Annotated in this window: 25 protein-coding genes; 11 read left to right on the top strand and 14 right to left on the bottom strand. The window is 71.5% G+C overall.

Features of this window, described 5'->3' with window-relative positions:
• Positions 1-324: 324 nt before the first annotated feature.
• Together Pma05_RS40080 and Pma05_RS40075 are read left to right on the top strand one after the other, a co-directional pair.
• The gene (locus tag Pma05_RS40080) at positions 325-1,413 is read left to right on the top strand and encodes an S-(hydroxymethyl)mycothiol dehydrogenase (protein ID WP_203862770.1); all 1,089 of its coding nucleotides are present in this window, start codon (positions 325-327) and stop codon (positions 1,411-1,413) included.
• Positions 1,413-2,042, top strand: coding sequence for an MBL fold metallo-hydrolase (locus Pma05_RS40075; RefSeq protein ID WP_203862769.1), 630 nt, complete (start codon positions 1,413-1,415; stop codon positions 2,040-2,042). The genes Pma05_RS40080 and Pma05_RS40075 overlap by 1 nt, the downstream gene beginning before the upstream one ends.
• Positions 2,043-2,120: 78 nt before the next feature.
• On the opposite strand, the gene Pma05_RS40070 is transcribed toward Pma05_RS40075, so the two are convergent.
• The 3 genes from Pma05_RS40070 to Pma05_RS40060 form a co-directional block, all read right to left on the bottom strand.
• On the bottom strand, positions 2,121-3,407 hold the full coding sequence (locus Pma05_RS40070; protein ID WP_203862768.1) for an ArsB/NhaD family transporter: 1,287 nt from the start codon (positions 3,405-3,407) through the stop codon (positions 2,121-2,123).
• A gap of 91 nt (positions 3,408-3,498) precedes the next feature.
• Positions 3,499-3,957 carry a CBS domain-containing protein gene (locus Pma05_RS40065; protein WP_203862767.1) on the bottom strand — a complete coding sequence of 153 codons (459 nt, stop codon included), beginning with the start codon at positions 3,955-3,957 and terminating at the stop codon, positions 3,499-3,501.
• A gap of 153 nt (positions 3,958-4,110) precedes the next feature.
• Positions 4,111-4,383 (bottom strand): cation:proton antiporter regulatory subunit, encoded by a 273-nt coding sequence (locus tag Pma05_RS40060; RefSeq protein ID WP_203862766.1) that lies wholly within the window; start codon positions 4,381-4,383, stop codon positions 4,111-4,113.
• A gap of 288 nt (positions 4,384-4,671) precedes the next feature.
• On the opposite strand from Pma05_RS40060, the gene Pma05_RS40055 reads away from it, so the two are divergent.
• The gene (locus Pma05_RS40055) at positions 4,672-5,724 is read left to right on the top strand and encodes a sensor histidine kinase (RefSeq protein ID WP_203862765.1); all 1,053 of its coding nucleotides are present in this window, start codon (positions 4,672-4,674) and stop codon (positions 5,722-5,724) included.
• A 2-nt stretch (positions 5,725-5,726) separates the two neighbouring features.
• Entirely contained in the window at positions 5,727-6,383 is a 657-nt protein-coding gene (locus tag Pma05_RS40050; protein WP_203862775.1) for a response regulator, read from the top strand.
• A 19-nt stretch (positions 6,384-6,402) separates the two neighbouring features.
• On the opposite strand, the gene Pma05_RS40045 is transcribed toward Pma05_RS40050, so the two are convergent.
• Positions 6,403-8,229 carry a copper resistance CopC/CopD family protein gene (locus Pma05_RS40045; RefSeq protein ID WP_203862764.1) on the bottom strand — a complete coding sequence of 609 codons (1,827 nt, stop codon included), beginning with the start codon at positions 8,227-8,229 and terminating at the stop codon, positions 6,403-6,405.
• Between the two features lie 90 nt (positions 8,230-8,319).
• Here Pma05_RS40045 and Pma05_RS40040 point away from each other — a divergent pair, with 90 nt between their 5' ends.
• A complete protein-coding gene (locus Pma05_RS40040; RefSeq protein WP_203862763.1) occupies positions 8,320-10,359 on the top strand; it encodes a prolyl oligopeptidase family serine peptidase in 2,040 nt (679 codons plus the stop codon).
• A 160-nt stretch (positions 10,360-10,519) separates the two neighbouring features.
• Here Pma05_RS40040 and Pma05_RS40035 read toward each other — a convergent pair whose 3' ends face one another.
• The 4 genes from Pma05_RS40035 to Pma05_RS40020 all read right to left on the bottom strand — a co-directional run bounded on the left by Pma05_RS40035 (position 10,520) and on the right by Pma05_RS40020 (position 13,700).
• Positions 10,520-11,485, bottom strand: coding sequence for a TIGR04222 domain-containing membrane protein (locus tag Pma05_RS40035; RefSeq protein WP_203862762.1), 966 nt, complete (start codon positions 11,483-11,485; stop codon positions 10,520-10,522).
• Between the two features lie 116 nt (positions 11,486-11,601).
• Positions 11,602-12,129 (bottom strand): hypothetical protein, encoded by a 528-nt coding sequence (locus tag Pma05_RS40030; protein ID WP_203862761.1) that lies wholly within the window; start codon positions 12,127-12,129, stop codon positions 11,602-11,604.
• 180 nt (positions 12,130-12,309) lie between these two features.
• Positions 12,310-12,951: a LysE family translocator gene (locus Pma05_RS40025; protein WP_203862760.1), complete on the bottom strand. Its 642-nt coding sequence runs from the start codon at positions 12,949-12,951 to the stop codon at positions 12,310-12,312.
• Positions 12,952-12,953: 2 nt separating this feature from the next.
• Entirely contained in the window at positions 12,954-13,700 is a 747-nt protein-coding gene (locus tag Pma05_RS40020) for a metallophosphoesterase (RefSeq protein ID WP_203862759.1), read from the bottom strand.
• Positions 13,701-14,083: 383 nt separating this feature from the next.
• Here Pma05_RS40020 and Pma05_RS40015 point away from each other — a divergent pair, with 383 nt between their 5' ends.
• Together Pma05_RS40015 and Pma05_RS40010 are read left to right on the top strand one after the other, a co-directional pair.
• Entirely contained in the window at positions 14,084-14,233 is a 150-nt protein-coding gene (locus Pma05_RS40015) for a hypothetical protein (protein WP_203862758.1), read from the top strand.
• A 146-nt stretch (positions 14,234-14,379) separates the two neighbouring features.
• Positions 14,380-15,375 (top strand): tetratricopeptide repeat protein, encoded by a 996-nt coding sequence (locus Pma05_RS40010; RefSeq protein WP_203862757.1) that lies wholly within the window; start codon positions 14,380-14,382, stop codon positions 15,373-15,375.
• A 132-nt stretch (positions 15,376-15,507) separates the two neighbouring features.
• Here Pma05_RS40010 and Pma05_RS40005 read toward each other — a convergent pair whose 3' ends face one another.
• Positions 15,508-16,221 (bottom strand): hypothetical protein, encoded by a 714-nt coding sequence (locus Pma05_RS40005; RefSeq protein ID WP_203862756.1) that lies wholly within the window; start codon positions 16,219-16,221, stop codon positions 15,508-15,510.
• Between the two features lie 613 nt (positions 16,222-16,834).
• Between Pma05_RS40005 and Pma05_RS40000 the strand changes: the two genes are divergently transcribed.
• Complete coding sequence (locus Pma05_RS40000) at positions 16,835-17,422, top strand: G5 domain-containing protein (protein ID WP_239314127.1); 588 nt, start codon at positions 16,835-16,837, stop codon at positions 17,420-17,422.
• 82 nt (positions 17,423-17,504) lie between these two features.
• Here the strand turns inward: Pma05_RS40000 and Pma05_RS39995 are convergent, their stop codons facing one another.
• Positions 17,505-17,729: a DUF397 domain-containing protein gene (locus Pma05_RS39995; protein WP_203862755.1), complete on the bottom strand. Its 225-nt coding sequence runs from the start codon at positions 17,727-17,729 to the stop codon at positions 17,505-17,507.
• Positions 17,726-18,598 (bottom strand): helix-turn-helix domain-containing protein, encoded by an 873-nt coding sequence (locus Pma05_RS39990; RefSeq protein WP_239314126.1) that lies wholly within the window; start codon positions 18,596-18,598, stop codon positions 17,726-17,728. The genes Pma05_RS39995 and Pma05_RS39990 overlap by 4 nt, the downstream gene beginning before the upstream one ends.
• Positions 18,599-19,056: 458 nt before the next feature.
• On the opposite strand from Pma05_RS39990, the gene Pma05_RS39985 reads away from it, so the two are divergent.
• The 3 genes from Pma05_RS39985 to Pma05_RS39975 all read left to right on the top strand — a co-directional run bounded on the left by Pma05_RS39985 (position 19,057) and on the right by Pma05_RS39975 (position 22,068).
• Positions 19,057-19,329: a hypothetical protein gene (locus Pma05_RS39985; protein WP_203862754.1), complete on the top strand. Its 273-nt coding sequence runs from the start codon at positions 19,057-19,059 to the stop codon at positions 19,327-19,329.
• Positions 19,326-21,302, top strand: a complete 1,977-nt coding sequence (locus Pma05_RS39980) for a hypothetical protein (protein WP_203862753.1) — start codon at positions 19,326-19,328, stop codon at positions 21,300-21,302. Before Pma05_RS39985 ends, Pma05_RS39980 begins: the two co-directional genes overlap by 4 nt.
• Before the next feature lie 259 nt (positions 21,303-21,561).
• Positions 21,562-22,068 carry a GNAT family N-acetyltransferase gene (locus Pma05_RS39975; protein ID WP_203862752.1) on the top strand — a complete coding sequence of 169 codons (507 nt, stop codon included), beginning with the start codon at positions 21,562-21,564 and terminating at the stop codon, positions 22,066-22,068.
• Between the two features lie 33 nt (positions 22,069-22,101).
• On the opposite strand, the gene Pma05_RS39970 is transcribed toward Pma05_RS39975, so the two are convergent.
• The 3 genes from Pma05_RS39970 to Pma05_RS39960 form a co-directional block, all read right to left on the bottom strand.
• Complete coding sequence (locus Pma05_RS39970; RefSeq protein WP_203862751.1) at positions 22,102-22,908, bottom strand: hypothetical protein; 807 nt, start codon at positions 22,906-22,908, stop codon at positions 22,102-22,104.
• A gap of 186 nt (positions 22,909-23,094) precedes the next feature.
• Positions 23,095-24,051 carry a L,D-transpeptidase gene (locus Pma05_RS39965; protein ID WP_203862750.1) on the bottom strand — a complete coding sequence of 319 codons (957 nt, stop codon included), beginning with the start codon at positions 24,049-24,051 and terminating at the stop codon, positions 23,095-23,097.
• A 177-nt stretch (positions 24,052-24,228) separates the two neighbouring features.
• Complete coding sequence (locus tag Pma05_RS39960) at positions 24,229-25,329, bottom strand: DNA polymerase III subunit beta family protein (protein ID WP_239314129.1); 1,101 nt, start codon at positions 25,327-25,329, stop codon at positions 24,229-24,231.
• Between the last annotated feature and the right edge of the window lie 146 nt (positions 25,330-25,475).

The raw sequence follows: 25,475 nt of genomic DNA, 5'->3' as shown, positions 1-25,475 counted from the left end.
CCAAAATCCGGACATCCGGCCACGGATGGGATGGCGGGCGCGATGATCCGCCCCGCTGGGTCGCGCCGGCGGCGAGCGTTGTCCGGGATCTGCCCGAGTGCGGCGGGTGTCCGGCGAAATGCCGGCCGTCCCGGCCGGTGCGGATGCCGCCGTTGCCTGCCAGACTTCCTGGTGCGCTCCGCCCGTCCCCGGTCCGGCGCCGTGTTCCGGCCGTCCGCCCGCCGCGCCATCGGTGCCGTTCCGCATAGCGGGTGAGCCTGGTCAGCAGCGTGGACGGCCGTGACATGCTACGGCGGATCGGGATCGAGATCTTGAGGAGGCAGCGTGAGCCAGGAAGTACGCGGGGTCATCGCCAGGGCCAAGGGTGCGCCGGTCGAGGTGACCACCATCGTCGTACCGGATCCCGGGCCGGGTGAGGCCGTGGTGCGGGTGCAGGCGTGCGGCGTCTGCCACACCGATCTGCACTACCGCGAGGGCGGCATCAACGACGACTTCCCGTTCCTGCTCGGGCACGAGGCCGCCGGGATCGTGGAGCAGGTCGGTGCCGGGGTGACCGACGTCGCGCCGGGCGACTTCGTGGTGCTCAACTGGCGGGCGGTCTGCGGCAACTGTCGGGCCTGCAAGCGCGGCAAGCCGTGGTACTGCTTCGCCACCCACAACGCCAAGCAGAAGATGACCCTGACCGACGGCACCGAACTCTCCCCGGCACTCGGCATCGGCGCGTTCGTGGAGAAGACCCTCGTACACGCCGGGCAGTGCACCAAGGTCGACCCGGCGGCCCGGCCGGCCGCCGTCGGGCTGCTCGGCTGCGGCGTGATGGCCGGGCTCGGCGCGGCGGTGAACACCGGCGGCGTCACCCGGGGCGACTCGGTCGCGGTGATCGGCTGCGGCGGCGTCGGCGACGGCGCGGTGGCCGGCGCGGCGCTGGCCGGCGCGACCACGATCATCGCGGTCGACACCGATCCCCGGAAGCTGGAGTGGGCCAGGGGATTCGGCGCGACGCACACCGTGAACGCCCGGGAGACCGACCCGGTGGAGGCGATCCGGGAGCTGACCGGCGGGCACGGCGCGGACGTGGTGATCGAGGCGGTCGGCCGGCCGGAGACCTGGAAGCAGGCGTTCTACGCCCGCGACCTGGCCGGCACCGTCGTGCTGGTCGGGGTACCCACGCCGGAGATGAAGGTGCCCGACCTGCCGCTGCTCGACGTCTTCGGCCGGGGTGGCGCGCTCAAGTCGAGCTGGTACGGCGACTGCCTGCCGGACCGGGACTTCCCGCTGCTGACCTCGCTCTACCTCCAGGGCCGGCTGGACCTGGACGCCTTCGTCACCGAGGAGATCGCCCTCGACCAGGTGGAGGACGCGTTCGGCAAGATGCACCACGGCGACGTGCTGCGGTCGGTGGTGATCTTCTGATGGCGGCCCGCATCGACCATACGGTCACCTCGGGCACCTTCTCGCTCGACGGCCAGACCTTCGACGTGGACAACAACGTCTGGGTGGTCGGCGACGACGCCGAGTGCGTGGTGATCGACGCGCCGCACGACGTGGACGCGATCGTCGCCGCCGTCGGTGGCCGACGGGTCCTCGCCATCCTCGCCACGCACGCGCACGACGACCACGTACGGGTCGCGCCGGCGCTGGCCGAGGCGACCGGTGCCCAGGTGCTGCTGCACTCGGCGGACCGGGTGCTCTGGGACATGGTGCACCCGGAGGTGCCGCCGGGCGGGGAGTTGACGGACGGGCAGTCGATCGAGGTGGCCGGCACCACGCTGCACGTCCTGCACACCCCCGGGCACAGCCCGGGCGCCTGCTCGCTGTACGCGCCCGGTCTCGGGGCGGTCTTCACCGGCGACACCCTGTTCCAGGGTGGCCCGGGAGCGACCGGCCGGTCGTTCAGCGACTTCGGCACGATCGTCGAGTCGATCACACAGCGGCTGTTGAGCCTGCCGCCGGAGACCGTGGTGCACACCGGGCACGGCGCGAGCACCACCATCGGCGCCGAGGCACCGCACCTCGACGAGTGGCTGGCCCGAGGCCACTGAGCCCCACCCGCGCCGGCCGCGAACCGCGGCCGGCGCGGGCCGGCGGGGCCGGCACCGGGGAGGGTGCGGCCGACGCCGTCACAGGAAGTACCGGAGCCAGACGTACACCCAGGCCAATACGGTGCTCATGATCGTGACGACAATGCCGTAGCGGGTGAACTGCCAGAACGAGATCCGGTGACCGGTCCGGGCCGCGATGCCGATCGCCACCACGTTGGCGCTGGCGGCGACCGCGGTGCCGTTGCCGCCGAAGTCCGCGCCGAGGGCGAAGGCCCACCAGAGCGCCTGCCCGGTCCCCGGGTCGGGTGCCTCGGCCACCAGCCCCTCGACCACCGGTGCCATGGTGGCGACGTACGGGATGTTGTCGAAGAACGCGCCCAGCACCGCCGAGCCGAAGAGCAGCGCGGTCGCGGCGGCGAAGAAGTCGCCGTCCACCTGCTCGATCACCCACTCGCCGAAGGTGGTGATCACACCGGTGTGCACCAGGCCGGAGACCATCACGAACAGCCCCATGAAGAAGACCAGGGTCGGCCACTCGACCTCGCCGAGCACTTCGGAGACGTCCATCCTGGACACCATCAGCATCACCCCGGCGCCGACCATCGCCACCACCGACGGATCGACGTGCAGTACGGAGTGCAGCCCGAAGGCGACCACCACCAGGCCGAGCACGACCAGGCAGCGGACCAGTAGCCGTACGTCGGTGATCGCCCGCCGCTCCTGCAACGCGAGTACCGCCTCGACGTGCTCCGGGTTGTACTGGAACGACTTGCGGAACAGCACCCGGGTGAAGAGGACGAAGACCGCGAAGATCACCACGACGGCCGGCGCCATGTGCACCAGGAAGTCGGTGAAGGTCAGCCCGGCGCGGCTGCCGATGATGATGTTCGGCGGGTCGCCGATCAGGGTCGCCGCCCCGCCGATGTTCGAGGCCAGGATCTCGGCGATCAGGTACGGCTGGGCCGGAATGTGCAGCCGGTTGCAGACCACCACCGTGACCGGGGCGACCAGCATGATCGTGGTGACGTTGTCCAGGAACGGCGAGGCGATGGCGGTGATCAGCATCAGCATCACCATCAGCCGGTACGGCCGGCCGGACGATTTCTTCGCGGCCCAGATCGCCAGGTAGTCGAAGAGGCCGGTCTGCTTCAACACGCCGACGATGATCATCATCCCGAGCAGCAGGAAGATGACCTTCCAGTCGATCCCCTCGTGCTCGGAGAAGTAGACCTCGGCCCCGGGCGCGAAGCCGAACACCAGCATCGCGGCGGCGGCGATCAGCACCACCTTGACCTTGTCCGCCTTCTCGGTGGCGATGAAGAAGAACGCCACCACGAAGATGACGAGCGCGGCGACGGCGCTCATCGGGCGTACCCCGATCGGGTCATGCCACCCGGCGGCGCGCTGCCGGGGTGGCCGGCCGCCGCACTGCACGCGGCGGCCGGCCGGGCCGGGGTCAGACGTCCGGGTCGGCCACCGCGAACTCGGCGAGTACCCGGTCCAGGGTGATCGCCCCGACCAGTACCCCGGCGCCGTCGACCACCGCCACCAGCGGGCTGCGCTGTCGAGCCATCAGCGCGGCCACCTCCAGCAGCGTTCCGTCCAGGCCGACGGTCGTCACCCGGGGCGGCTCCCGGAGCAGGCAGTCGCCCACGGTCAGGTTGTCCAGCTCCTCCCAGAAGAGGTCGGCGTGCGCCTCGTCGATGGTCCGGGCCAGCACCGGATCCTCCCGATAGGCGTCCGGCACCGCCATCCGGAGCACCTGGGTACCCGGGAGCACGGTCTTCGGCCTGCCCCGGTCGTCCACCACGATCATGCCCGGCAGCCGGCGCAGCGCCATCAGCCGGACCGCCCGGGCCACCGAGTCCCGGACGGTCACCGTCGGTACCACCACGGCGATCTGCTGCGCCTGCATTCCACCATCTCCCCGGGCGCGGGCCGGCGTGGGCCGTCGCGCCGCAACGGTTGGGCCTGAGGGATTCTTCGACAACGTAACCTCCCGATGGCGACGGGTTGTCCCGCCGGCAGGGAGCCTGGCCGGCGGGGCGGCCGGGTGGGCGTACCGCGATCACGCGGATCCGCCGTGCAGTTCGGCGAGGCGGCGCTCCAGGCTGGCCAGCCGGTCGGCGATCGGCGCGCTGTGCAGCACCTCGGCGATCTGGTCGGCCTCGTCGTGGTCCAACTGGATCCGCTGTACCGGTGCGTCCGGGTCGTCCGGCCCGTACAGCAGCAGGGACCGCAGGCCGGTCTGGTCCAGCAGGACGCCGAACCGCTGCCCGCCCCGGGTCAGGAAGTGGTGTACGACGCCGACGCCGGGAACGGTGGTCCGGGTGATGTCCACTGTGGCCTCGCTCGGGGTAGGGGCGGCGGGGCGGCGTCGTCCCGTACGCCGGCCGGGCTCGGGGCTCGGACGCAGGGCTCGGATGCCGGTTCCGGTCTCGGTCTCGGGTTGGCCGCCGGTTCCGGTACCAAGAATTCGGGAAAGCGGCTTGCCCGACCATCGGGTCCGGCACCCATCTCCGGTGGGGCGGAACATGCAGGTGACCTGGGCCGGCGACCGGTCGGCCCCAGTCGAGGTGGGTGTCCGACCAGATGGACAAACCGGCAGCTCCCGGGCGAGGCTGGCAGGGTGACCGACACCGCTGACCGGGCAGGCCCACCCGGACCGGACGCCCCGGGGCAGTCCGGCGCCTCCGGCCGCCCCGGTCGCCGGGCCCCGGCCCAGGCGCTGTTCCGCCGGCTGTTCCTGCTCAACGGCCTGGTCTTCACGGTCGGCACGCTGGTGCTCGCGCTCTCCCCGGCCACCGTCTCGTCGCCGGTGGTGCTGACCGAGATCCCGGTGCTGACCATCGGGCTGGCGCTGATCCTCGCCGTCAACGCCCTGCTGCTCCGGACCAGCCTGGCCCCGCTCGACGCGCTGACCACGCTGATGCGCCGGGTCGACCTGCTGCGTACCGGCGACCGGCTGGTCGACGCCGGCAACGGCGACCTGACCAACCTGATCGAGACCTTCAACGCGATGCTCGACCGGCTGGAGGCGGAACGGAGCGCCAGCAGCGCGCACGCGCTCGCCGCCCAGGAGGGGGAGCGGCAGCGGATCGCCCGGGAGCTGCACGACGAGATCGGGCAGAGCCTCACGGTGGTGCTGCTCGGGTTGAAGCGGGCGGTGGACCGGGCCCCGGCCGAGCTGCGCGAGGAGTTGCACGCGGTGCAGGAGACCCTGCGGGAGAGCCTCGACGACGTGGGGCGGGTGGCCCGGCGGCTCCGCCCGGACGTACTGACCGATCTCGGGCTGCTCAGCGCGCTCAACGCGCTGGCGACGGAGTTTTCACAGGTCAGCGGGGTACCGGTGGTGCGAAGATCGACGCCGGACCTGCCGGCGCTGAGCGCGGAGAAGGAGCTGGTGATCTACCGGATCGCCCAGGAGAGCCTGACCAACGTGGCCCGGCACGCCCGGGCCGGCCGGGTCGAGCTGTCGCTGCGGGCCGGTGCCGGCACGGTGGTGCTGCGGGTCGCCGACGACGGCCTCGGCGAGGTACGCCAGGAGGGCGCCGGCATCCGGGGGATGCGGGAGCGGGCACTCTTGATCGGGGCCCGGCTGACCATCACCGGCACCCCCGGCACCGGCACCGAGGTCCGGCTGACCGTGCCCGCCGACGGTTCGGGGGAGAGGGGGGCGTGAGCATGTCCGTGACCGAGACCCGGATCCTGCTGGCCGACGACCACGCGCTGGTCCGCCGGGGACTGCGGCTGATCCTCGACGCCGAGCCCGACCTGCGGGTGGTCGCCGAGGCGGCCGACGGGGCGGAGGCGGTGGAGGCGGTCCGGCGTACCGAGATCGACCTGGTCGTCCTGGACATCGCGATGCCGAGGATGACCGGCCTCCAGGCGGCCCGGGAGATCTCCCGGCGGGCGCCCGGGGTACGCATCCTGATGCTCTCGATGCACGACAACGAGCAGTACTTCTTCGAGGCGCTGCGGGCCGGAGCCTCCGGCTACGTGCTCAAGTCGGTCGCCGACCGGGACCTGCTGGAGGCGTGCCGGGCGGCGATGCGCGGCGAGCCGTTCCTCTATCCCGGCGCGATCACCGCGCTGATCCGGGACTACCTGCACCGGGCCCGGCAGGGCGAGAAGCTGCCGGAGAGCATCCTGACGCCCCGGGAAGAGGAGATCATCAAGCTGATCGCCGAGGGCAACTCGGCAAAGGAGATCGCCGAGGCGCTGGTGATCAGCGTGAAGACGGTCGACCGGCACCGGGCCAACATCCTGGCCAAACTCGGCATGCGGGACCGGATCGACCTCACCCGGTACGCCATCCGAGCCGGCCTGGTCGAGCCCTGACCCGGCGCCCCGCCCCTGGTCAGCGCACCCTCACCACGGTCCGCACGGTGGCCTGGTCGATTTCCGAGAGCCGTACCGTGAACCGCAGCTCCCAGTCCCCGGGGATCGGGAAGTTCACCGCCCCGGCCCCGTGGTGCGGCTCGACGCCCAGCATCGGGGTGTCGGTCGGCTCGACACCCTGCGCCGGCAGCGCGGCGGTCAGCGTCCACTCCACCGCCGGCAGCGGCCTGCCGTCCGGGGTGTAGACGTACGCGTGCACGGTGTTGTTCGGCCCCAACTGCACCGGGTAGATGTCGAACTGGAGGGTGTAGAGCGGCGAGCTGAGCGTCTGGGCGAAGGTGTCCGAGGCGGCGATCTCGGCCTCGATCCCGGCGTTGCGCCCCGGGGTGGTCTGCACCAACACCGAGCTGACCCCGAGCACGACCAGCCCGACCAGCACCTCCAGCCCGACCGTACGGCGCAACCGCCGCCGCCCGGCGACCGCCGGCTCCGTGCTGTCCGCCGGCTGCCCGCTGTCCGCCAGCTCTCCGTTGTCCGCCGTCTGTCCGCTGTTTGCCGGCTCTCCGCTGTCTGCTGGCTGTCCGTTGTCCGCCGTCTGTCCGCCATCTGCCGTCTGTCCGCTGTCTGCCGGCTTCGCGGGGGTGGCGGTCGTGCGGCGGCGGACCAGGCGGCGGGCGTATCCGGCGGCGCCGAGCAGCAGCGCCAGCAGCGCGACCTTGGCGAGGACCAGCCGACCGTAGCCGGTGCCGAAGAGCGCACCCGGTGCACCGATCTCGATCATCGCCTGCACCACCCCACCGGCGACCAGCCAGAGCACCGCGATGGTCGCCCAGCGGGACCAGACCGGCAGGATCACCGCCAGCACCCGGGGATGGGCGGCCCGCAGCGGGAAGCCGACCATCGCCACCAGCCCGCCGAGCCAGACCGACATCGCGGCCAGGTGTACGACACTGGCGATGCCGCTGGCCAGCGGGGTCGGCGAGGCGGCGGCGTGCCCGGCCAGCGGCCAGGTGGCCAGCCCGGCCAGCCCGAGCGCGACCAGCAGCCCGACCCGGACCCGACCGGCCCGACCGGCCAGCACCGGCGGCAGCAGGGCGGCGACCAGCAGCAGGATGCCCAGCCTGGCGGCGAGCGCCAGCCCGAAGTCCGAGTCGAGCACCTGCCGCAGCTCGGCGCCGGAGACGTCCAGCAGCCCCGCGCCACTGGTGTAGGGCGCCTGTGCCCAGAACCCGGCCAGGGTGCCGAGCGCGACCAGCAGCAGACCGGCCCGGACCAGCCGTACAGCGCCCCTACGGGGCAGTCGGCGCGGCCAGAGCAGCCCGAGCAGCAGCGTCGGACCGACCAGCAGGACCAGTCCGGCGTACCCGAGGTATCTGGTCACCGGCACCGCGACCCGGACGTCGGGGCGTACTGTCTCCTCGGCCGGCTCGGGTGGGGTGGCCGAGGCGGCGCCGACCGAGAAGGTGTAGCTGCCGGCGACCGGATGGCTGTCGGCGGAGATCACCCGATAGCTGACCAGGTACGTCCCGAGCGGTCGGTCGGCGACCCGGATCGGGATCCGCAGCGTGGCGTCCCGGACGGTGGCGTCCCCGTCGTTGATCCGCTTGCCGTCCGGGGCCAGCACCTGCACCCGGCCGGCCACCAGGGCCACCGGCTCGCTGAAGGTGATCGTGACCTCGGTGGGCGAGAAGCCGAGTACGGCCTGCTGCTGCGGCACCGTGCCGAGCACCGCCGCGTGCGCCGCCGCCGGTCGCGCCGGGCCGAACAGCACCGCCAGCCCGACGAAGAGGAGTACTGCCAGCGCGGCCCGCCCCAGCGGTACGGGTCGGAGTCGAGATGATCCCACCTCAGTTAGATCGTTTTTCGACGCCGGGAAGTTCAATCCGCCTTCCGACTGAGCGGAAATTTTGTTCACGTTCTGTGGTAGGAACCCTGCGTGTCCCCGGATCTCGACGACGAATTCCGTTGGCTGGAGGCGCTCTCCAGCACAGAGGTGACCGCCTGGGTGCGGGCCCGCAACGCGGAGACCCGTGACGCGCTCGCCGACGACCCCTCGTTCGGCGCGCTGAGCGCCGAACTGCGCCAGGTGCTGGACGCCGCCGACCGAGTGCCGTTCGTGCATTGGGACGGAACCTACCTCTACAACCTGTGGAAGGACGAGGGCCATCCCCGGGGGCTGTGGCGGCGTACCACGATCGACGAATATCGCCGGGCGGAGCCGAACTGGGAGGTGCTGCTCGACGTCGACGCGCTGGCCGCCGCCGAGGGCGAGCCGTGGACCTGGCAGGGCGCGATCGCGCAGCGGCCCGGGCACCGGCGCTGCCTGATCCGGCTGGCCCGGGGCGGCTCGGACGCGAGCGTGGTCCGCGAGTTCGACCTGACGGACCGGGCCTTCGTCCCCGACGGCTTCACCCTGCCCGAGGCGAAGAGCGACGTCGGCTGGATCGACGCCGACCACATCTACGTCGGCACCGACTTCGGCCCCGGCTCGCTGACCGCCTCCGGCTATCCCCGAATCGTCAAGCGCTGGCGCCGGGGTACGCCGCTGGCCGAGGCCACCGTCGTGCACCAGGGCCGCGACGACGACGTCTCGGTGTACGCCGTGCACGACCCCACCCCGGGCTTTGTCCGCGACTTCCTCGGCCGCCGGCTGGACTTCTTCCGTCGGGAGGAGTTCCTGCGCACCGTCGACGGCGAACTGGTCCGGATCGACGTGCCGGAGGACGCCGAGACCGACGTACACCGGGAGTGGCTGCTGATCGCGCTCCGCTCGGACTGGGCGATCGGCGACCGGACGTACGCCGCCGGAACGGTGCTGGTCACCCGGCTGGACCGGTTCCTCGCCGGCGAGCGCGATCTGACCGTGGTCTTCGCGCCCGGTCCGGAGAGCGCGCCCGGTCGGCACGCCTGGACCCGGGGGCACCTGATCCTGAGCAGTCTGGTCGACGTGCGGAGCCGGACCGAGGTGCTCACCCCCGGGCCGGACGGCTGGCGGCGGACGCCGCTGCTGGAGACCGTCGGCCCGGAGGAGGAGCGGCACGTCGTCATCGTCGACACCAACCCGGAGCACAGCGACGAATACCTGCTGGCCAGTACCGGCTTCCTCACGCCGACCGCGCTGCACCACGGCACGGTCGGCGGGCCGGCCGAGACGCTGAAGCGGGACCCGGCGTTCTTCGACCCGGCCGGGATGGCGGTCCGGCAACTGCACGCCCGGTCCGCCGACGGGACCCGGGTGCCGTACTTCCTGGTCAGCCCGCCCGGGGAGCCGACCGGGCCGACCCTGCTGACCGGGTACGGCGGGTTCGAGATGGCCTGGACGCCGAGCTACAGCGGGATCATCGGCCGGGGCTGGCTGGCGAGGGGCGGCAGCTACGTGGTCGCGAACATCCGGGGCGGCGGCGAGTACGGCCCGCGCTGGCACCGGGCGGCGCTGCGGGAGAACCGGCTCCGGGCGTACGAGGACTTCGCCGCCGTGGCGACCGACCTGGTCGACCGGGGCATCACCATACCGGCGCGGCTCGGCATCGAGGGCGGCAGCAACGGCGGGCTGCTGATGGGGGTGATGCTGACCCGGTTTCCGGAGTTGTTCGGCGCGGTGGTGGCCCGGGTACCGCTCTTCGACATGCGCCGCTACCACCTGCTGCTGGCCGGCGCCTCCTGGATGGCCGAGTACGGCGACCCGGACGACGAGGCCGACTGGGCGTTCCTGCGCGAGTACTCGCCCTACCACAACGTCCGGCCGGGTCGGGAGTATCCGCCGGTCCTCCTCGTCACCTCGTCCCGGGACGACCGGGTGCATCCCGGGCACGCCCGCAAGATGGCCGCCCGGATGCGCGGCTACGGCTACGACGTCTCCTACTACGAGAACATCGAGGGCGGGCACGGTGCCGCCGCCGACAACGCGCAACTGGCGTTCAAGTGGGCGCTTATGCTGCGCTTCCTCTGGCGCCGGCTCACCGACGCCCCGCACTGAGGCGCGGCCGGCTTGCCGCACTGAGGCGCGGCCGGCTTGCCGTGCTGCGGCGCGGCCGGCTTGCCGTGCTGCGGCGCGGCCGACTCGCGGTGCTGCGGCGCGGCCGACTCGCGGTGCTTGCTAAGGCGCTGCCGGCTTGCCGTGCTGCGGCGCGGCCGACTCAGCCGCCTCCGCCTCCGCCACACCCGCCGCCGCCCCCGCAGCTACTTCCACCGCCGCCGCCTCCGCAACTGTGCCCGCCACCGCTGTCGGAGCCGTACCCGCCCCCGCTCCCGCTGCACGTGGGACTGCTGCCGCCCCCTGAACCGCCACCGGAGGCGGCCCCGATCCGCTGCTGGATCCCGGCCTCGGCGGCGAACTCCGGGTCCGCCGCGCAGAGCGCCGCCGGGCCGAAGAGCGCGACCGCCATCGTCGCGCCGGCCGGGCCGTAGGTGCTCCAGGCCGGTTGCTGGGACGGGGCGAGGTGGGCGTGTTCGGTGCGCAGGGTGGTCAGCGCCCAACTGCCGGCCCGGGTCCGCGCCGGTGGCCGACGCCCCAACAGCACGGTGGCCACACCCAGCCCGGCCAGGACGAGCACCAGTGGCAGCCAGACCTGGCCGGTCGAGACCTCGGCGAGCAACCGGGGTACGCCGAGCAGCAGCACCGCGACCAGCAGCCAGGTCCAGCGGCGCAGGGCCCGCCGGGTCTCACCGCCCGGCACCAGCCCGGCCCGCTCCAACTCGTCACGCAGCCGGGACAGCTCCGTCGAGACGCCAAAGTCGAACCGCAGCTCCTGTGGTCGCCGGCGCTGTCCCGCGAACCGGTAGACCGCCGCCTCCAGGCCACTCGCCCCGACCGGCCGGTCTCCGGCGACCACCAGATACCGGTCCGGGGCGGGACCGATGCCCACCGCCCCGGCGTTGCGCAGCCCGGCCAGGGCCGCGTAGATCGCCAGCCGCTCGCCGCCGTTCAGGTACGCGATCTGCCCGGCGGTCAGCGTCGAGGTGCGTACGCTCTCCGGCCCGGCGAGGATCTGCCGGCGCCGTACAGCGGCGTAGCCGAAGGCCACCACCGCCAGGAGGAGATAGCCCGACAGGAAGGTAGACGCGCTGATTCCCCAGGTCGCGTTGCTCGGATCAAGAGTCATGGCCCCGTCCCCGTCCACTTAGGCCGAACATCCTTAGATTGTGCGGCCGGGGTGCCGGAGTAGTGCCGTTGATCACTGTTTCTTGACCGAAGCTTGCGGATGGGGCGAGGGGCCGGTCAGCCGCGTACGAGGGGGCAGCTGAAGTCGACGCTGAACTCGACCTCCTCGCCGGTGGTGGCCCGTTTCGCCGTACCGCTGAGCGTGCCCGAGGTGCGGTCGCCGTCCTCGGTGCGCTGCCCGGTGAACGCCACCGTCTGGTACGTCTCGGCGGAGCCGCCGAGCGTCAACGGCACGATCACCCCGTCACTGTCCTGGTCGAACGGGCCGGGGTCGTGCGGCAGGGCGAGTTCGATGGTGGCGTCCGTGGTGCTGAGCGAGAAGATCTTCGCCGGTACCTCGACGGTGGAGCAGTCGTCGGTGACGAACTCGTACTTCTTGCCGTCGGCGGTCACCGTGATCGTGCCGGTACCACCGGCCGGGGCACCGCCCTCCGGGGCACCACCGGTCGGTGCGGCGCCGCCCTCGGTACCGCCGGACCCGACCGTCGGGGCCGGGTCGTCACCGCAGGCCGTCACCCCCGACAGCAGGGCCAGGCCCAGCACCGCGCCCACCAGCACCGGCCGGCCAGGAATCCACCCGCGCATCCACCCTCCCAGGGTCCGTGTCCGCGTCCGTGTCCGTGCAGACCCGCTCATCGTCGCCGGGCGGGTTCGGGGCGGGTTCAGGAATCGTTCGGGTCGGCGGGTTCGGGGTCACCCGGGTGGCGAGCGCCACAGCCGACGGCAGCCCGAGTAGCCCGAGTAGCCCGCAGCGTGGCTGCGGTCTCAGGTCACCGCCGTGCGGACGCCGAGCCCGACCAGGATCGCGCCGGTCGCCCGGTCCAGCGCCCGGCGGACCCGTACGGTGCGCAGCAGTCGGGCAGCCGCACCCGAGATCGCGGTCCAGCCGGCGAGCCAGCAGCCGGCCATCACCGCGTGCGCCGTGCCGAGCACCAGCATCGGGACCAGCACCGGACCGTCCACGTCGAGGAACTGCGGGGCGAGGGTCAGGTAGACCGCCGCCGCCTTCGGGTTGAGCACGTTGCCGAGAAACCCCTGAAGGTACGGGTGGTGCCCGCGCCACGGCAGCCGCCGGGCCCGAGGCGCCGACGGCGCGTCCACAGTGCTCGGTCGACGGCGGCGGGTCGCCGACCAGAGCAGCCACAGTCCGAGGCCGACCAGATAGCCGGCACCGAGCAGCTTGACGAGCAGAAATGCCTGCGACGAGCGGAGTACCAGCGCGGCCAGCCCGACGGCGGCGAGGACGGCGTGCACGTAGAGGCCGGTGAGCGTACCCAGGATCACCCACCAGCCCTGCCGGCGCCCGCCGGCGGCGACCCGCGAGACGACCAGGGTCAGGCTGGTGCCCGGGGTCGCGGTGATCGGCGCGACGGCCGCCAGGAAGCCGAGTACGGCGATGCCCTGCACCCTCAGACCACCACCCGGTAGTGCGTGGTCAGCAGCCCCGCGTCATCGTAGACGTGGAACGCCACCCCGGGCGGCTGGTCCAGATCGACCAGCGGCCCGTCGCCCTCCCACGGCAGCCGCAGCGTGGAGACCACCCCGGGGGCGATCCGGAGTGGCCGCCCGGCGAAGGTGCTCGCGGCGGACGTGTGAAAGTGCCCGGTCAGCACCGCGGCGACCTGCGGATGGGTGGCGAGGAGGGTGGCCAGCGGCTCGGCCGGCAGCAGCCGCATCGGGTCGATGACCGGGTGGTGCAGCGCGACCGGCGGGTGGTGGAAGGCGACGAAGACCGGCGCCCCGGCCGGCGTCGAGCCGAGTTCGTCGGCGAGCCAGCCCATCGTCTCCGCGTCGAGGTGCCCGTCGTCCCGACCCGGCACCGACGAGTCGGCGAGCAGGAAGACCGCGCCGGCCACGTCGTGCCGGCTGTTGATCGGGCCGGTCCCGCCGCGCGCGTCGCCGAGCAGCCCCTTCCGGTACGCGTCCCGCACGTCGTGGTTGCCGGGGCAGACCAGCACCGGCAGTGGCGAGGCGAAGAGCTTCGCGGCGGTCTCGTATTCGGCCACCTCACCATGGTCGGCGACGTCCCCGGTGACCAGGATCGCGTCGACCGGTCGCGGCAGGGCGTGCAGGTAGTCCATCACCCGGGCGGTCCGCTCGGCCGACCGGGGAGAGCTGTCCAGATGCGTGTCGCTGAGGTGGGCGATGACGAGCACTGGCGTCCCCCTGATGCTTGCTCGTGTTCTGATTATTAGGCAAGCTACCCCGGGCCGAGCCGGCCGGGACGAGAGGATCAGATTCCTCCCCGGATTCTTCGGTTGTCGTGAGACCCGACGGACTGTCGCCGAGAAAGGCGACGTCGAGCGATCAGGACCTTCTGTACGCCATTCCCGGGCCTGTGGACAGCGCACCCTGTTCGCAGTACTTGCACGAGTGGCCAGCGAGGACATTGAAAAGCATCGGCGCGACCTGCTGCCCACACCACAGGCATTCGCACTGCCAGCAGGTGGCGCCACCAGGGTGGGGAGCGAGCGGCTTCAGGTCTGTGGCCAGCATCACGGCCACGGCATCTGGCTCAGCAATGATCGGGGCCGACGTGATGACCGTCGTGCCGTCGCTGACCTTCGGCGGGTACGAGAGCGTCGTCGGCTTCGCCGAGCGGCAGACGCTGTGGTCGTACGCCCTCTGGTTTGGCACCGTGGCGCTCGGGCCGCGTCGGATGCCGCCAGGGCAGATCGACCCCGTCTGACCGATGGAAGAGATCAAGGGCCGTGTCGGCCCCTCGTGGCATGCTTCGCGGAATCGTCCATACGAGAAGGCGACGACGTGACGGATCAATCCCTGCTGGACTCCGACCGATGGCCACTTCCGCTTCCCCCCGACCCTCTGAGCCCGGTGCCCGACGAGCTCGAACATGGGCTGGCGGCGTATCGGGCCGATGATGCCCCGCAAGCGCGGGCCCTGCTGAGCGCGATCGCCGGCACGGGACGTACCGCCGTGTCCGGGCATGCGGCGATGGCGCTGGCGGGCATCGAACTCGGCGAGAAAGGGCTCGGCGACTCCTGCCGGAAATGGCTGGAGCAGGTGGCCGCAGGAGAGGATCCCTGGCTGGGCCCGTTGGCCGCTGTGATGCTCGCCCCGGAATTCCAGCCGTACACGTCCTTGGACTCCCACCCGGTGCTTGTCCGGAGCCTTGCGGCTCAGCTCACCGGCGATCTGGATGCGGCCCGGAACGGATTCGAGCAGGCCGTCGACGTCCACAAGGACACCGAGACCGAGAACCTCGCCACGCTCCTGCTCGGCAACCTTCTGCTCCAGAGCGGCGACCAGGCTGCGGCCCTCGAGCCGCTGAGCTACGCACGACAGATGTACGACGGCCTGTTCGCAGGCTACGCGGGTTACCTCGAAGGGCACATCCTGATCGGTCAGGACGAGAAGAACCAAGCCGGAAACGTGCTCAACTACGCGCACGGCGAGTCCCACCCGGCCACTGCCGGGAGTAAGGGGCTGCACCCCTGGGTTGCCGTCCGATTCGGCGAGCTGCTGGCAGGCGACATGACCAGCCTGGACCTCGTCTACGACCAGATGGAAGAAAGCGGTGTCAGTGAGGGCACGGTAGTGCGGGAGCCCTTCGAGTCCGCCCTCCATCGCAAGGAGATCAGCCGTCCCGCGCTCATCGACATCGGCTTCCACCTGTTCCCCTACAGCGCGGAATTCGGACCGGTGCACGCCGGACTGGAGCGCCTGAAGACCTGGAGCGACGAACGATACGAGCGCGGCCGCAGGCTGGTACTCGCGCTTCACACCCACGTCGAGGACTGGCGCAACGAGCGACGTACGCGAGGGTTGGCGGAGCTGCGGGAGAAGCTCGACCTTCCCAAGCCCCACTGAGGTTGCCCCGGACGAAGGCGAGAAGCTGCTTCCGAACCGGGCTCTCTCAGTCGCTTCGGAATTGCCGCTGAGACGGTGTCACGGGAGATGCCGACATGGCGACCCCCGCATCATCCGCATGCGTTCCTTCCATCACGGCTTGGACGTCGCGGCCAATCTGCGGTCATGCTCTTCGGCCAGCGCGTATCGCACCTCGCTGACCTCCCAGGGCACGCCCGGTCCGGTCGGTCCGGTTGGCCAGGTGGCCGCGAGCCTTCGGATCTGGTTGGTGAACCGGGCTTTGCGGCCCAGCAGCGCCAGCGCGGCGGTCGAACTGATGGTGAGGTCCGGACTGGCGAGGGCGGAGCTGAGCAGAGACGTCACCGTTTGCCTCGTCGTACCGTTGCCCAGTTCGCGGAGCGCCTGTCCACGCAGTCGTACGTCGATCCTGGGGTCGACGGCGACCCGCGTCAGTGTGTGGACGAGCTGATCGATGATTGACCGCCGTGCACCGGATCCCAGCAGGCCCCCGGCGACGTTGACGCCGAACGAGAAGACCTCCGGGTCTCGGTCCCCGCCCAGCTCGGCGTCGAGCACCCGGGCGACCAGCGGGCCGTCGGCGGGCCGGGCGCAGAACCACAGGGCATAGAGGGCGCTGACGCGGTTGGGAGAGCTGTTCCGGGTGGCTGTCGGGTCCGGTCGTGCACCGATGGCCGAGGCCAGCTCCTGCCGCGCGCACCGACGTACCGCCTGCTCGACCCGTTCAGAGAACGGCTCCTGCGGGCCGCCGAACCGGGTGTGTCGATGAGCGGAGCAGTAGTGGTCGAACACCTCCCATCGCGCACTGGTGCTGTCGGAGGTCAACAAGGTAATCAGTGTTGCCTCGTATGGGAGATTGCTGGACCCGAGATTCCTTATCTCCCGTACGAGATCTGCCAGCTCAGGCGTGAGATCGTCGTCTGGCGTATCGTCTGGGTCAACTTCTCTCATGCGTGTCTCCCGTTACAGCGGCAGTCAAAGGGATTGTAGAGTTCCCGGCGACCAGAAGATCAACGACGCCGTCCACATTGAGCAAGCTACCCCGGATCGAGTCGACCGGTCGGCGCTGGCTCTTGACCCGGAGCGTCCCTGAACCGGCCTGAGGGGTGCTGTGACGGTCGCCAACCTGGCGATTGGCGCTCGTACGTCTGGCGGACATCGCAGCCGTCCGGCTGTCTGTGAGATCCATCGGTGGGACTCCCACGGCCAATGGGTGTCACGAAGTGTCGCCTCTCGACCACTGTGGATGATCTAGCGGTAGGTCAAGACTGCTGCGGTGACCTATCGAGCGCAGGAGCCATCCGCATATCCGTCGGGAAAGCAGTCGACGTCTTACTCGGCTACCGGAGCGGCACCCCAGGCCCGTGCAGGCCGATCGCGAACAGGACTGCTCGGCGGACTTGGTCCGGGGCAGAGAGCCGCGCTGTTTGTTGGTGGGCCGGTGCTTTCGCTCCTGCTCTGCTGTGGCGGGCTGGCGGCGATTGGGAGCACCGCCGACCCCGAAGGCGGATCGGCAAACACGTCTTCGGCGGCGGAGTCACCTGCTCCTGCAACGCCATCCTTGTCTCCGAGTGTGTCGGCCGGCGACGCCTCGGAGCCCGCGAGTCCCACGCCCACGCCGACGGTCGAGAAGCGGCGGGTCACCGAGACTCGGAGCATTCCGTTTGGCGAGCGGACTGTGCAGGATTCGTCCCTGGCCAAGGGCAAGCGCAAGGTTCGGACTGCGGGAGTCAAGGGCTCCAAGACGCTTACCTACGAGGTGACGTACGTCAACGGCGAGCAGACCGGCAAGAAACTCGTCGACGAGGTGGTGACCAGGAGACCGGTGACCCAGGTCGTCGCGGTCGGCACCAAGGAGACCCGGAGGTGCGACCCGAACTACAGCGGCTGCGTGCCGATTGCCAGTGATGTCGACTGCGCTGGTGGTAGCGGCAACGGTCCCGCCTACGTCAGCGGCCCGGTCAGGGTTATCGGCAACGACATCTACGACCTGGATCGTGATGGTGACGGTTACGGATGCGACGACTGAGGGTTGACGCTGGACGGCGTGGACGGCGAAACGCTGAGCGCCCCGGCCGGTGGGGCCGGGGCGCTCCATCGCGTCGAACCGGTCAAGCAGGGGTGCCGAAGTCGAACTCGCCGTCCTTGACACCGGCGACGAAGGCATCCCACTCGGCCCGGGTGTAGACGATGGTCGCCGCGTCTGGTGCCTTGCTGTGCCGTAGCGCCACCCGCCCCGATCCGTCGAGTATCGGTCCCGCCTCCACGCAGTTACCACCGCTGTCGGCGCTCCGGCTGCTGATGTGCCAGCCCACCGACGGCAAGGTCTCGCTCATGACAGTTCCTCCGCGATCGTCGTTATCATCTCCGCCGACTCGCGCGGGTCGAGTGCGGCCTCCCGGACCCGATCGTACGCGTCGCTGAACCGGTCCGACTTCGGAGATTCCAGGTACATGTGACCGGCCAGGTTCTCCTGGTAGGCCACCGCCGGATATGGCTTGGGCATCCGGAACAGCCAGAACGAGCCGTCGATACCGGGATGCAGCGACACCCGGCAGGGCAGCACCCGCACTTCGACATGAGGCCGCCGTGTCACGGCTTGGATGTGGAGAAGTTGAGCCCGCAGCAGAGCCGGACCACCGATCTCGCGGCGTAGGGCCACCTCGTCAATGATCGTTTCGATTCTGGGTCCTCCAGGTTCGTCGAGCACCCGTTGCCGCTCCATCCGACGGCCGATGTTGCCCTGAACCGCTATCTCGGTTGTCGCTGGGCCATCCACGCAGCGGATGACCAGCTCGGCGTACTCCGGCAACTGAAACAGTCCGGGAATCAGCGAGGCGTGATAGGAGCAGATGGTCATGGCCCGGGACTCCAGCCAGGGGATCGTGATGAAGGACGAGTCCGATGGGTCCCTGCTGTCCTCGTCCCACCGATCAGTCCGCCAGATCTCCTCGGCGAGGGTGAGTAGTTGGGCGCGTTCGGTGGCGCGGTGGAAGCCGTACAGGTCGAGCAGGGCGAGCACGTCGTGGCGCTGGATCGGCCACTCGGCCCGCTCGTAGCGGCCGAGCGCCGACCGGTCCCGGTTCAGGTGTTCGGCGACCAGTTCCAGACTCATCCCGCGCTGCTCGCGCAGGTCCCGGAGCCGCTGGCCGAGCCACTGTGCCCGGAGCGTACGGATGAAGGGCCGATGTTGCGTCACAACCACGATCTTTCTCCTCTGCGGAATCGGTGCGGAAAAAGGCCGGCGGGAATGGTCGACCGGGAAGGGTTACTCCCGCCCTGCGGCCCCTGACAACCTGTCGATGGAGGAGGTGATATCGAGTCGTCCTTTCAGGTTGGACCGCTGAGTCGCCACGACTTACCGGAGTTATCTACCACGAGCGTGCGTAGCTCCGCGACCCCGCACCATCACGAATTGCGCCACCGATCCACCAACCGCGTGGTGTGGTGAAACGTGCGCTCACTCCAGCAGCCCTGCTGCCGTACTCGCCGATTGGTTGCGGTGGTAGGTGCGCCAGGGGCGGCCCGTGCCCGACATCGGCCTCCCGACGGGCCGCCCCTTTCAATTCCCGAAGTGCCCCACGCCGACGACGAAAGAAGGAGTATGTTGTCCGTTGTCGATCACGGTTTGACTCCCGCTTCCGATCGGCGGGGTGGCCGGTGATGGGCGAGCAGCCGAGGTTCGAGCAGCCGAGGTTCGTCCTGCATCTGCCCTTCACCGCGACCAGTCTGGACGCGGCGAAGCTCTTCGCCCGCACCGCCGGCCGTTCGCTGGCCTTCCTATCCCAGCTCGACGTGCCGGAGACCACCCTCTCCGAAGAGGACAACCAGGGCGTACGGCACCGGATCTTCTGCGACCGACTGCTCAGCGGCGGTCGGGGGCGCTGCGCACTGCGGGCCGACCATCCGAACGACTGCACGGCGGTGCGCCCGTGACCGCCACACCCCTGGTGCTGCCCTGCCCGGACTGTCGCACCAGCACCAGCTACGCCTGCTCCGCCTGCGGGCAATACGGCGCCCGTCGCGCCCAGCTCGTCCTCACGGTGGCGAACCTGGACACCGGAGCGGTCGCCTCGGCAGAGGTCGTACCCGGAATGCTCGAACCGCGCCCGGCGCCCGGCGGCGGCTGGCACCTCGCACTGACCCCGCTGCTGCACGACCTGGCCGCGTCGGTCGGCGCCGGCAGCATCCACCATGTCACCGCCCCGACCGAGCCGGTCGGCGAACGGCTGGTGCCGCTGCCCGCCTGGTGGCGGCCCGACCTGCCCGCCGAGCAGCGGCACGACGTGGAGGCGGCGGCGATCGCCGGCTGGACGCGTACCCCGTGGCAGGTCTTCCTCGGCCGGACCGCCGCGCGGCCGGCGCCGGATCCGGACCGGCAGCTCGCCCGGCTCTGCGCGGTCGCCGGCCTGCTCTGTCTCGACCTGGTGGTCGAGGCCCGCCGACTCCCCGGCGCCGCCGAAAGCTTCGGCTGGGAGGTCCGCTACGAGCTGCCCGGCTCCGTGCCCCCGGAACAGTCGGCCGCCTTCCCCGACCTGCGGACGGCGGTCGCCGCCACCACCGTGGAGCGGGCGGTCGCGCTGCTGGCCGCCCGCCGAGTCGCCGCGCCGGCACACTTCGTCCGCTCGGCCGGCCCGGCCGGGGTCGCTCGGCCGGTCACCCTCGACGTCATCTCCGGAATCGACCTCGACCAGGTCGAACGCCGGACCCTCGGCGGCTGCGTCGCCCCGGCCACCGGCGAGGAGAGGCCAGGAGCGCAGGCGATCTGGCGCAACGGCGGCTGGTGGTACACCGGGCTGCGTCCGGGTGGTGTGCCCGAGCGGCACACCGGGCAGTTCCGCTCCCGGCCCACCAGCATGTTGCGGCGCAACTGGGAGCCGCCGGCCCCGCACTGGCGCGGCGCCCCCATCCCGTACGTCGACTGCGCCGACTGCGACCCGACCACCGGCCTGCGGCCCTGCGACTGCACCCTCGGCGGGCAGTCCGCCGAACCCGAGTGCGCCCGCTGCCGGGGTGCCGGTCGCTGTGCCTCGGTGTTGCCCTGCCACGCCTGCGGCGACACCCGTCGTCGTTACCTGGGAACCATCGTCACGCTCAGCAACCTGCGTGACCGGGTCCTCCACCTCAACTGGGAGGTCGGGCCGCCGCCGCCGGCCCTGCTGGTCGGCAGCCAGCCGAACGGGCAGCCGGTGATCCAGCTTCCCGGTCGCTACCGGCTGGCACGCTGGGCCGGCGCCTTCCGGGTACGCCCCGACGACCTCGCCGACCTGGACGGTGGTGGCGGGGTCGACCAGGACCTCCGGGACGGCATCGTCACCCTGCCCGACCCGGACGCCGACCCGCTCGCGCACTACGTCGGGTACGCCAGTCGTGGCCAGCCGGGCGCACGACTCTTCGTCCGGGCCGGCCGACCCGACGTGCCGCCGTTGGCCGACCTGATCCGGCTCGCTCTCGGCCTCGGCCTGGTCGCCACCGTGACCGTGCAGAACCACCGGCTCGACGAGAGTGATCCGCTCCGGCTGCACGGCGAGGGCTGGCACGTCGAACTCAACGCGCCAGCCCTGCCGGTGGGCGTACCCGAACTGCCGACCCATCCCACCGTCGAGACGGCGATCGCCGACTGCCTCGACTGCCTCGACCTCGCCCTGGCCGAGGTAGTACCGGCCGACCCGAGATATCCGATCCCGGTCCCGTCGTCCCCGGAGCCCGCTCTGCTGGACGACCCGCTGCCGCCGCTCACCCACCTCGGCGCCCGGTACGCCGGCCAGCCGGTGACGGTCCGGTTCGACCCGGCCGGCTGCCACCTCTACCTGCGCGTCAACCACTCCGCCCGGCACATCGCTACCGCCGCCACCATCACCGCCTTGCACGCGATCCTGGAGGCGCCGGGTGTGTCGTTCCCGAACTGACCCCGCCGCCCGCTGCCGACGCCGTCCGTCGACCTGCTCGCCGACGCCGAGGCAGGTGGGGTCAGGACGACGGCGTGGGCGATGCCTCCGGCGGCAGGATCCGGTCGACCATGTCCGTGATCAGTTGTCGAGCGAATACGGCGCCAGCACCTCGGGCTCGGTGAGGTCGTCGACTAGCAGCCCACTCATCGCCGTCGACGGCAGCGCCGACGGCGGAATATCGCTGGCCGGCCGCTGACCGGGCCGGGAGGATGACCCGATGCGGATCCGACCGGCCCGTCAGGCGGACCTGCCCGGGCTGCGGGAGATCGAGCGAGCCGCCGGGCAGTCCTTCCGGGACGTCGGGATGCCGGAGGTCGCCGACGACGAACCACCGTCCGTCGAGGAGCTGGCCCGGCATCAGCGCGCCGGCCTGGCCTGGGTCGCGGTCGACGCCGACGACCTGCCGGTCGGCTATCTGGTCGCCGAGCAGGTGGACGGCAACCTGCACGTCGAGCAGGTCTCGGTGCATCCCCGGGCCGCCCGCCGGGGCGTGGGCCGCCAGCTTGTCGAGCACCTCGCCGGGTACGCGACGGCGGACGGGGTACCGGCGCTGACCCTGACCACCTTCACCGACGTTCCGTGGAACGCGCCGTACTACTCCCGGTGCGGATTTGTCGTCCTCGACGAGCGGGAACTGACCCCGGGGCTGGCCGCGATCCGGGCCCGCGAGGCGGCACACGGCCTGGACCGGTGGCCCCGGGTCTGCATGCGCCGCGACCTGTAGCACGACCGACGAAGGGTTATCCGGGGACCGGGCTCAGAGCTTCTTGACCTGGGCCGGATCCGGCGGGGCGACCTCGGCCGGAGTGCCGTAGCTCTCGACGCTGACCTCGGCGTCGAAGAGCATCAGTTGGGTGGAGGACTCGGCCTCCAGCCGTACCGGCCGGCCGCTCCCGTCCAGATAGACCGAGACATCCAGCACGAGCGCCTCGCCCACCTGCTTCGCCCACGCGGTCATCTCCGGCCCGGCGGTGTCCTGCGAGAAGTTCCAGTCCACGGTGTAACCCGTGGTGCCCTCGGGCTCGCCCGGCGCCGGGGTGGTCGTCAGACCGGTCGCCTCGGGTAGGCCCTGGCCGAGCAGGAACAGCGGGTCGAGCAGTCGCGACATCACCAGTACGAACCACTCGGGCGCGATCGGCTGGTCCAGCTTGGCACGCCAACCCGGTGGGATCGAGAACCACTTCTTGCCCGGCGGTAGCTTCCACCGCGACGAGGTCAGGTACGCCGCGCCGTCGACGGCAATCAGCCGACCGTCGATGGTCTTGGTCTCGTCCGGGCCGCTGTTCGTACGGTGGCTCCAGGCCACCGCCATCCCGCCCCCGGCCACCACCTGGGCCTGACCGGTGATGGTCCCGCCGAACACCGTACCGTCGATCTGCTTGGTCTTGAAGGTGACGCCCAGCGTCCTGGCCTGTTTGACCGCCTCGGCCGCGCCCCGCATCGCCGCCGGTTCCGGAGGCGCTGCCTCGGAACCGCCTCCTCCGCCGAGGCTCTGGCAGGCGGTCAGCACGACTAGGGTGACGGCGGCAGCCAGTACGGCACCGCCACGGTGCATCCGAGTCATCCCGTTCCCCGTTCCGGTGTCTCGGTCAGCCATCCAAAGGACGGCGGAGCCTAACACGGGACCGACAGCGTGACCGGCCGATCCGGGCGGCGCGACCGGCCGATCCCGGCGGGTCACTCGGGTGCCACCGTCCGAAGTGGTCAGCAGGCTGCGATCGGAGTGGTCAGCGGGCCGCGATCGGAGTGGTCAGCGGGCCGCGACCGGGACCGGGCCCACCCCGGAGAGCCGCTCGGGTGCGGAGAACCGGTCGAGTACCAGCAGTTCGGTGCCGGGCGGCAACTCGGCGAGCAGCAGTTCCTGCGCCTTCCGGGCTATCCGGATGCAGCCGTTGCTGTTGTCGCGGCCGAGTTGGCGGGCGTCGTACCAGGCGTGCAGTCCGATGTGCGCGCCGCGCAGCCCGGACGGTACCGAGTTCGGTTCGTCGGGTACGGCGCCGAGCGCGAAGACCTCGGTGTCCGCGTACACCCGGCCGGGCAGGGTCGAGCGGCCGAGGATGAACGTCCGGCCCAGCGGGGTCGGGGTGGCCGAGGTGCCGACGCTGACCGGCCAGGACCGGACCAGCCGGTCGTCCCGGTACCAGTGCAGTCGGTGGGTCCGCCGGACCACCACGACCAGGTCGCGCAGTTCCGTGGTGCTCCACGGCCCGGGTGGCACCCAGCCGATGGTCCGGTTCGCCGACGGGAGCAGCACGGCGACCCAGCCGGCCCGGCGCGCCACGATCGGCATGGTCACCGGCACTCCGCTGATGGTCGGCGCGAGGAGGGCCCGGGGCCGGCCGCCCGGCGCGTCGTACGCGGCGACCCGGCGGATCGGCCGGAGGCCCTCGCCGAGCCGTACCGTCGACATCGGAGTCGGGTCCCGGGGAAAGCCGCGCGGGGCCGGACCGTAGTCGACCACCGGCAGGTCGGCCGGGGGTGGCGCCGCCGGCAGCGTCGGCTCGGCGCTCGGCGTCGGGTGCGGGGCGGCCGGGGGCGGCAGGAGCTGGTCCGCCGCTGGTGGCCGGTCGGCCGTCCGCCGTGGCCCGGGCGCGTCGTTGACCACCACCACCGCCAGCACGAGCGCCCCACCGAGTACGGCCAGCGCGGCACCGGTCCGGCGACGTGCCCGCCCCGAGGCAATCGGGTTGAAGCGGACAAAAGCCATCTAGCTACTGTAGGTGATCGACTGGCTCCGGCCGGTCATTCGCGGCACGTGGAACTCGCTGAACTCGCGGCTGGCGGCGCCCGGTCACCTGCAACTGACCCTCTTCACCGAGCTGGGCGAGGACGCCTGAGCCGAGCGGGCGCCTGAGCTGCGCGGACGCACTGAGCGGAAGCGCGCTCAGACCCGTACCGGCATCAGGATGGAGAAGGCGCGGTCGTCGTCGAGCCGGCGTACCGCCAGTGGGCGGATCGGCCCGTCGAGTTCGAGTACCAGTTGGCCCGGCCCGACCGCGTCCAGGGCGTCGAGCAGGAACTCCCGGTTGACTCCGACCCGCACCACCGGATCGGTCGGCGCGGCCGGGGCGTCGGCGGGGGAGACGGTCAGCCGGTTCGTGGCGTCGACCGCGAGGACGCTGACCGCGCAGCGGGCTCCGTCGTCGGCGCGTACCACAGTCCGGGTCTCGGCGGCGGTCAGTCGCTCGCGTAACCCGGCCACGTCGACGGTCACCCGGCGGCGGTCCGGCCCGCCGGTCGCGGTCCGTAGCAACCGGTGGTAGTCCGGAAAGTCGTGCTGCATCGGGGTACCGGTGACCCGGCGGTCCCGCACCCGCAGGCCGACGGCGGCGGATCCGAGGGTGAGGGTGGCCGGCCAGCCGCCGGTCAGCAGGGCCCGGGCCGCGTCGACGAACGAGACCGGCACGGTCACCCGGGAGTGCCCGGACGCCGCCCCGCCCTCGCAACGGTGGTCCGGGTCCCCGGCGACCTCGGAGACGGCCATCCGGTACCGGTCGGTGGCGACCAGCCGGAGCACGTCCCGGTCGATCTCGAAGTGCACACCGCCGAGCATCGGCAGCCCGGGGTCCGCCCCGGCCGCGAACCGGACGGCGTCGACCGCTGCCGCCAGCTCCCGCCCGGGTACGGTCAGCCGGCCCTCCGGCTCGGTGGACGGCTCGGCCGATGGCTCGGCGGCGGTGCAGAGTACCCGGAGCCGGGCCGCCTCCCGGCGGGCGTCGGCGAGCCCCTCCTCCAGGCGGCGCAGGTGCGCGTCCAGCAGCCGCGACACGGCGGACGGGTCCGAGCCGCGCAACTCCAGTACCCGGGTGATCTCGGCCAGTGGCATCCCGATCCGGCGCAGGCCGGCCAGCAGGCGGGCGGCCGGTAGCTGCCGCTCGGCATACCGGCGGTAACCGGTGCCCGGGTCCACGGACGCGGGTGCCAGCACGCCGGCACCGTCGTAGAAGCGCAGCGCGCTGATGCTCAGGCCGCTCGCCCGGGCCATCTCGCCGATGCCGAGAAGTCGGCCACCCCCGTCCACGAGCAGGCATTCTGCCCCCTCGACCAGGTCGAGGGTCAACCCGCTGCGCCGATCCGCCCGGCGCATCGTTCGATGGTAGGGGAGAAAGGGATATGTATCTACAATCGTCT

It is taken from the genome of Plantactinospora mayteni, from assembly GCF_016862935.1.
GTDB lineage: Bacteria > Actinomycetota > Actinomycetes > Mycobacteriales > Micromonosporaceae > Plantactinospora > Plantactinospora mayteni.
Note: the sequence above shows the minus strand (reverse complement) of the source record. Positions and strands in the feature narration are given on the sequence as shown.

Bases quoted from the DNA above. Each gene is read 5' to 3' on its own strand.
- Pma05_RS40075 (WP_203862769.1), top strand. From the start codon at position 1,413: ATGGCGGCCCGCATCGACCATACGGTCACCTCGGGCACCTTCTCGCTC.
- Pma05_RS39960 (WP_239314129.1), bottom strand. From the start codon at position 25,329: ATGGCCCGGGCGAGCGGCCTGAGCATCAGCGCGCTGCGCTTCTACGAC.
- Pma05_RS40030 (WP_203862761.1), bottom strand. From the start codon at position 12,129: ATGCGCGGGTGGATTCCTGGCCGGCCGGTGCTGGTGGGCGCGGTGCTG.
- Pma05_RS39970 (WP_203862751.1), bottom strand. From the start codon at position 22,908: ATGACTCGGATGCACCGTGGCGGTGCCGTACTGGCTGCCGCCGTCACC.
- Pma05_RS39985 (WP_203862754.1), top strand. From the start codon at position 19,057: ATGGGCGAGCAGCCGAGGTTCGAGCAGCCGAGGTTCGTCCTGCATCTG.
- Pma05_RS40035 (WP_203862762.1), bottom strand. From the start codon at position 11,485: ATGACTCTTGATCCGAGCAACGCGACCTGGGGAATCAGCGCGTCTACC.
- Pma05_RS40065 (WP_203862767.1), bottom strand. From the start codon at position 3,957: ATGCAGGCGCAGCAGATCGCCGTGGTGGTACCGACGGTGACCGTCCGG.
- Pma05_RS39995 (WP_203862755.1), bottom strand. From the start codon at position 17,729: ATGAGCGAGACCTTGCCGTCGGTGGGCTGGCACATCAGCAGCCGGAGC.
- Pma05_RS40050 (WP_203862775.1), top strand. From the start codon at position 5,727: ATGTCCGTGACCGAGACCCGGATCCTGCTGGCCGACGACCACGCGCTG.
- Pma05_RS39965 (WP_203862750.1), bottom strand. From the start codon at position 24,051: ATGGCTTTTGTCCGCTTCAACCCGATTGCCTCGGGGCGGGCACGTCGC.
- Pma05_RS39975 (WP_203862752.1), top strand. From the start codon at position 21,562: ATGCGGATCCGACCGGCCCGTCAGGCGGACCTGCCCGGGCTGCGGGAG.
- Pma05_RS40070 (WP_203862768.1), bottom strand. From the start codon at position 3,407: ATGAGCGCCGTCGCCGCGCTCGTCATCTTCGTGGTGGCGTTCTTCTTC.
- Pma05_RS40015 (WP_203862758.1), top strand. From the start codon at position 14,084: ATGACCGTCGTGCCGTCGCTGACCTTCGGCGGGTACGAGAGCGTCGTC.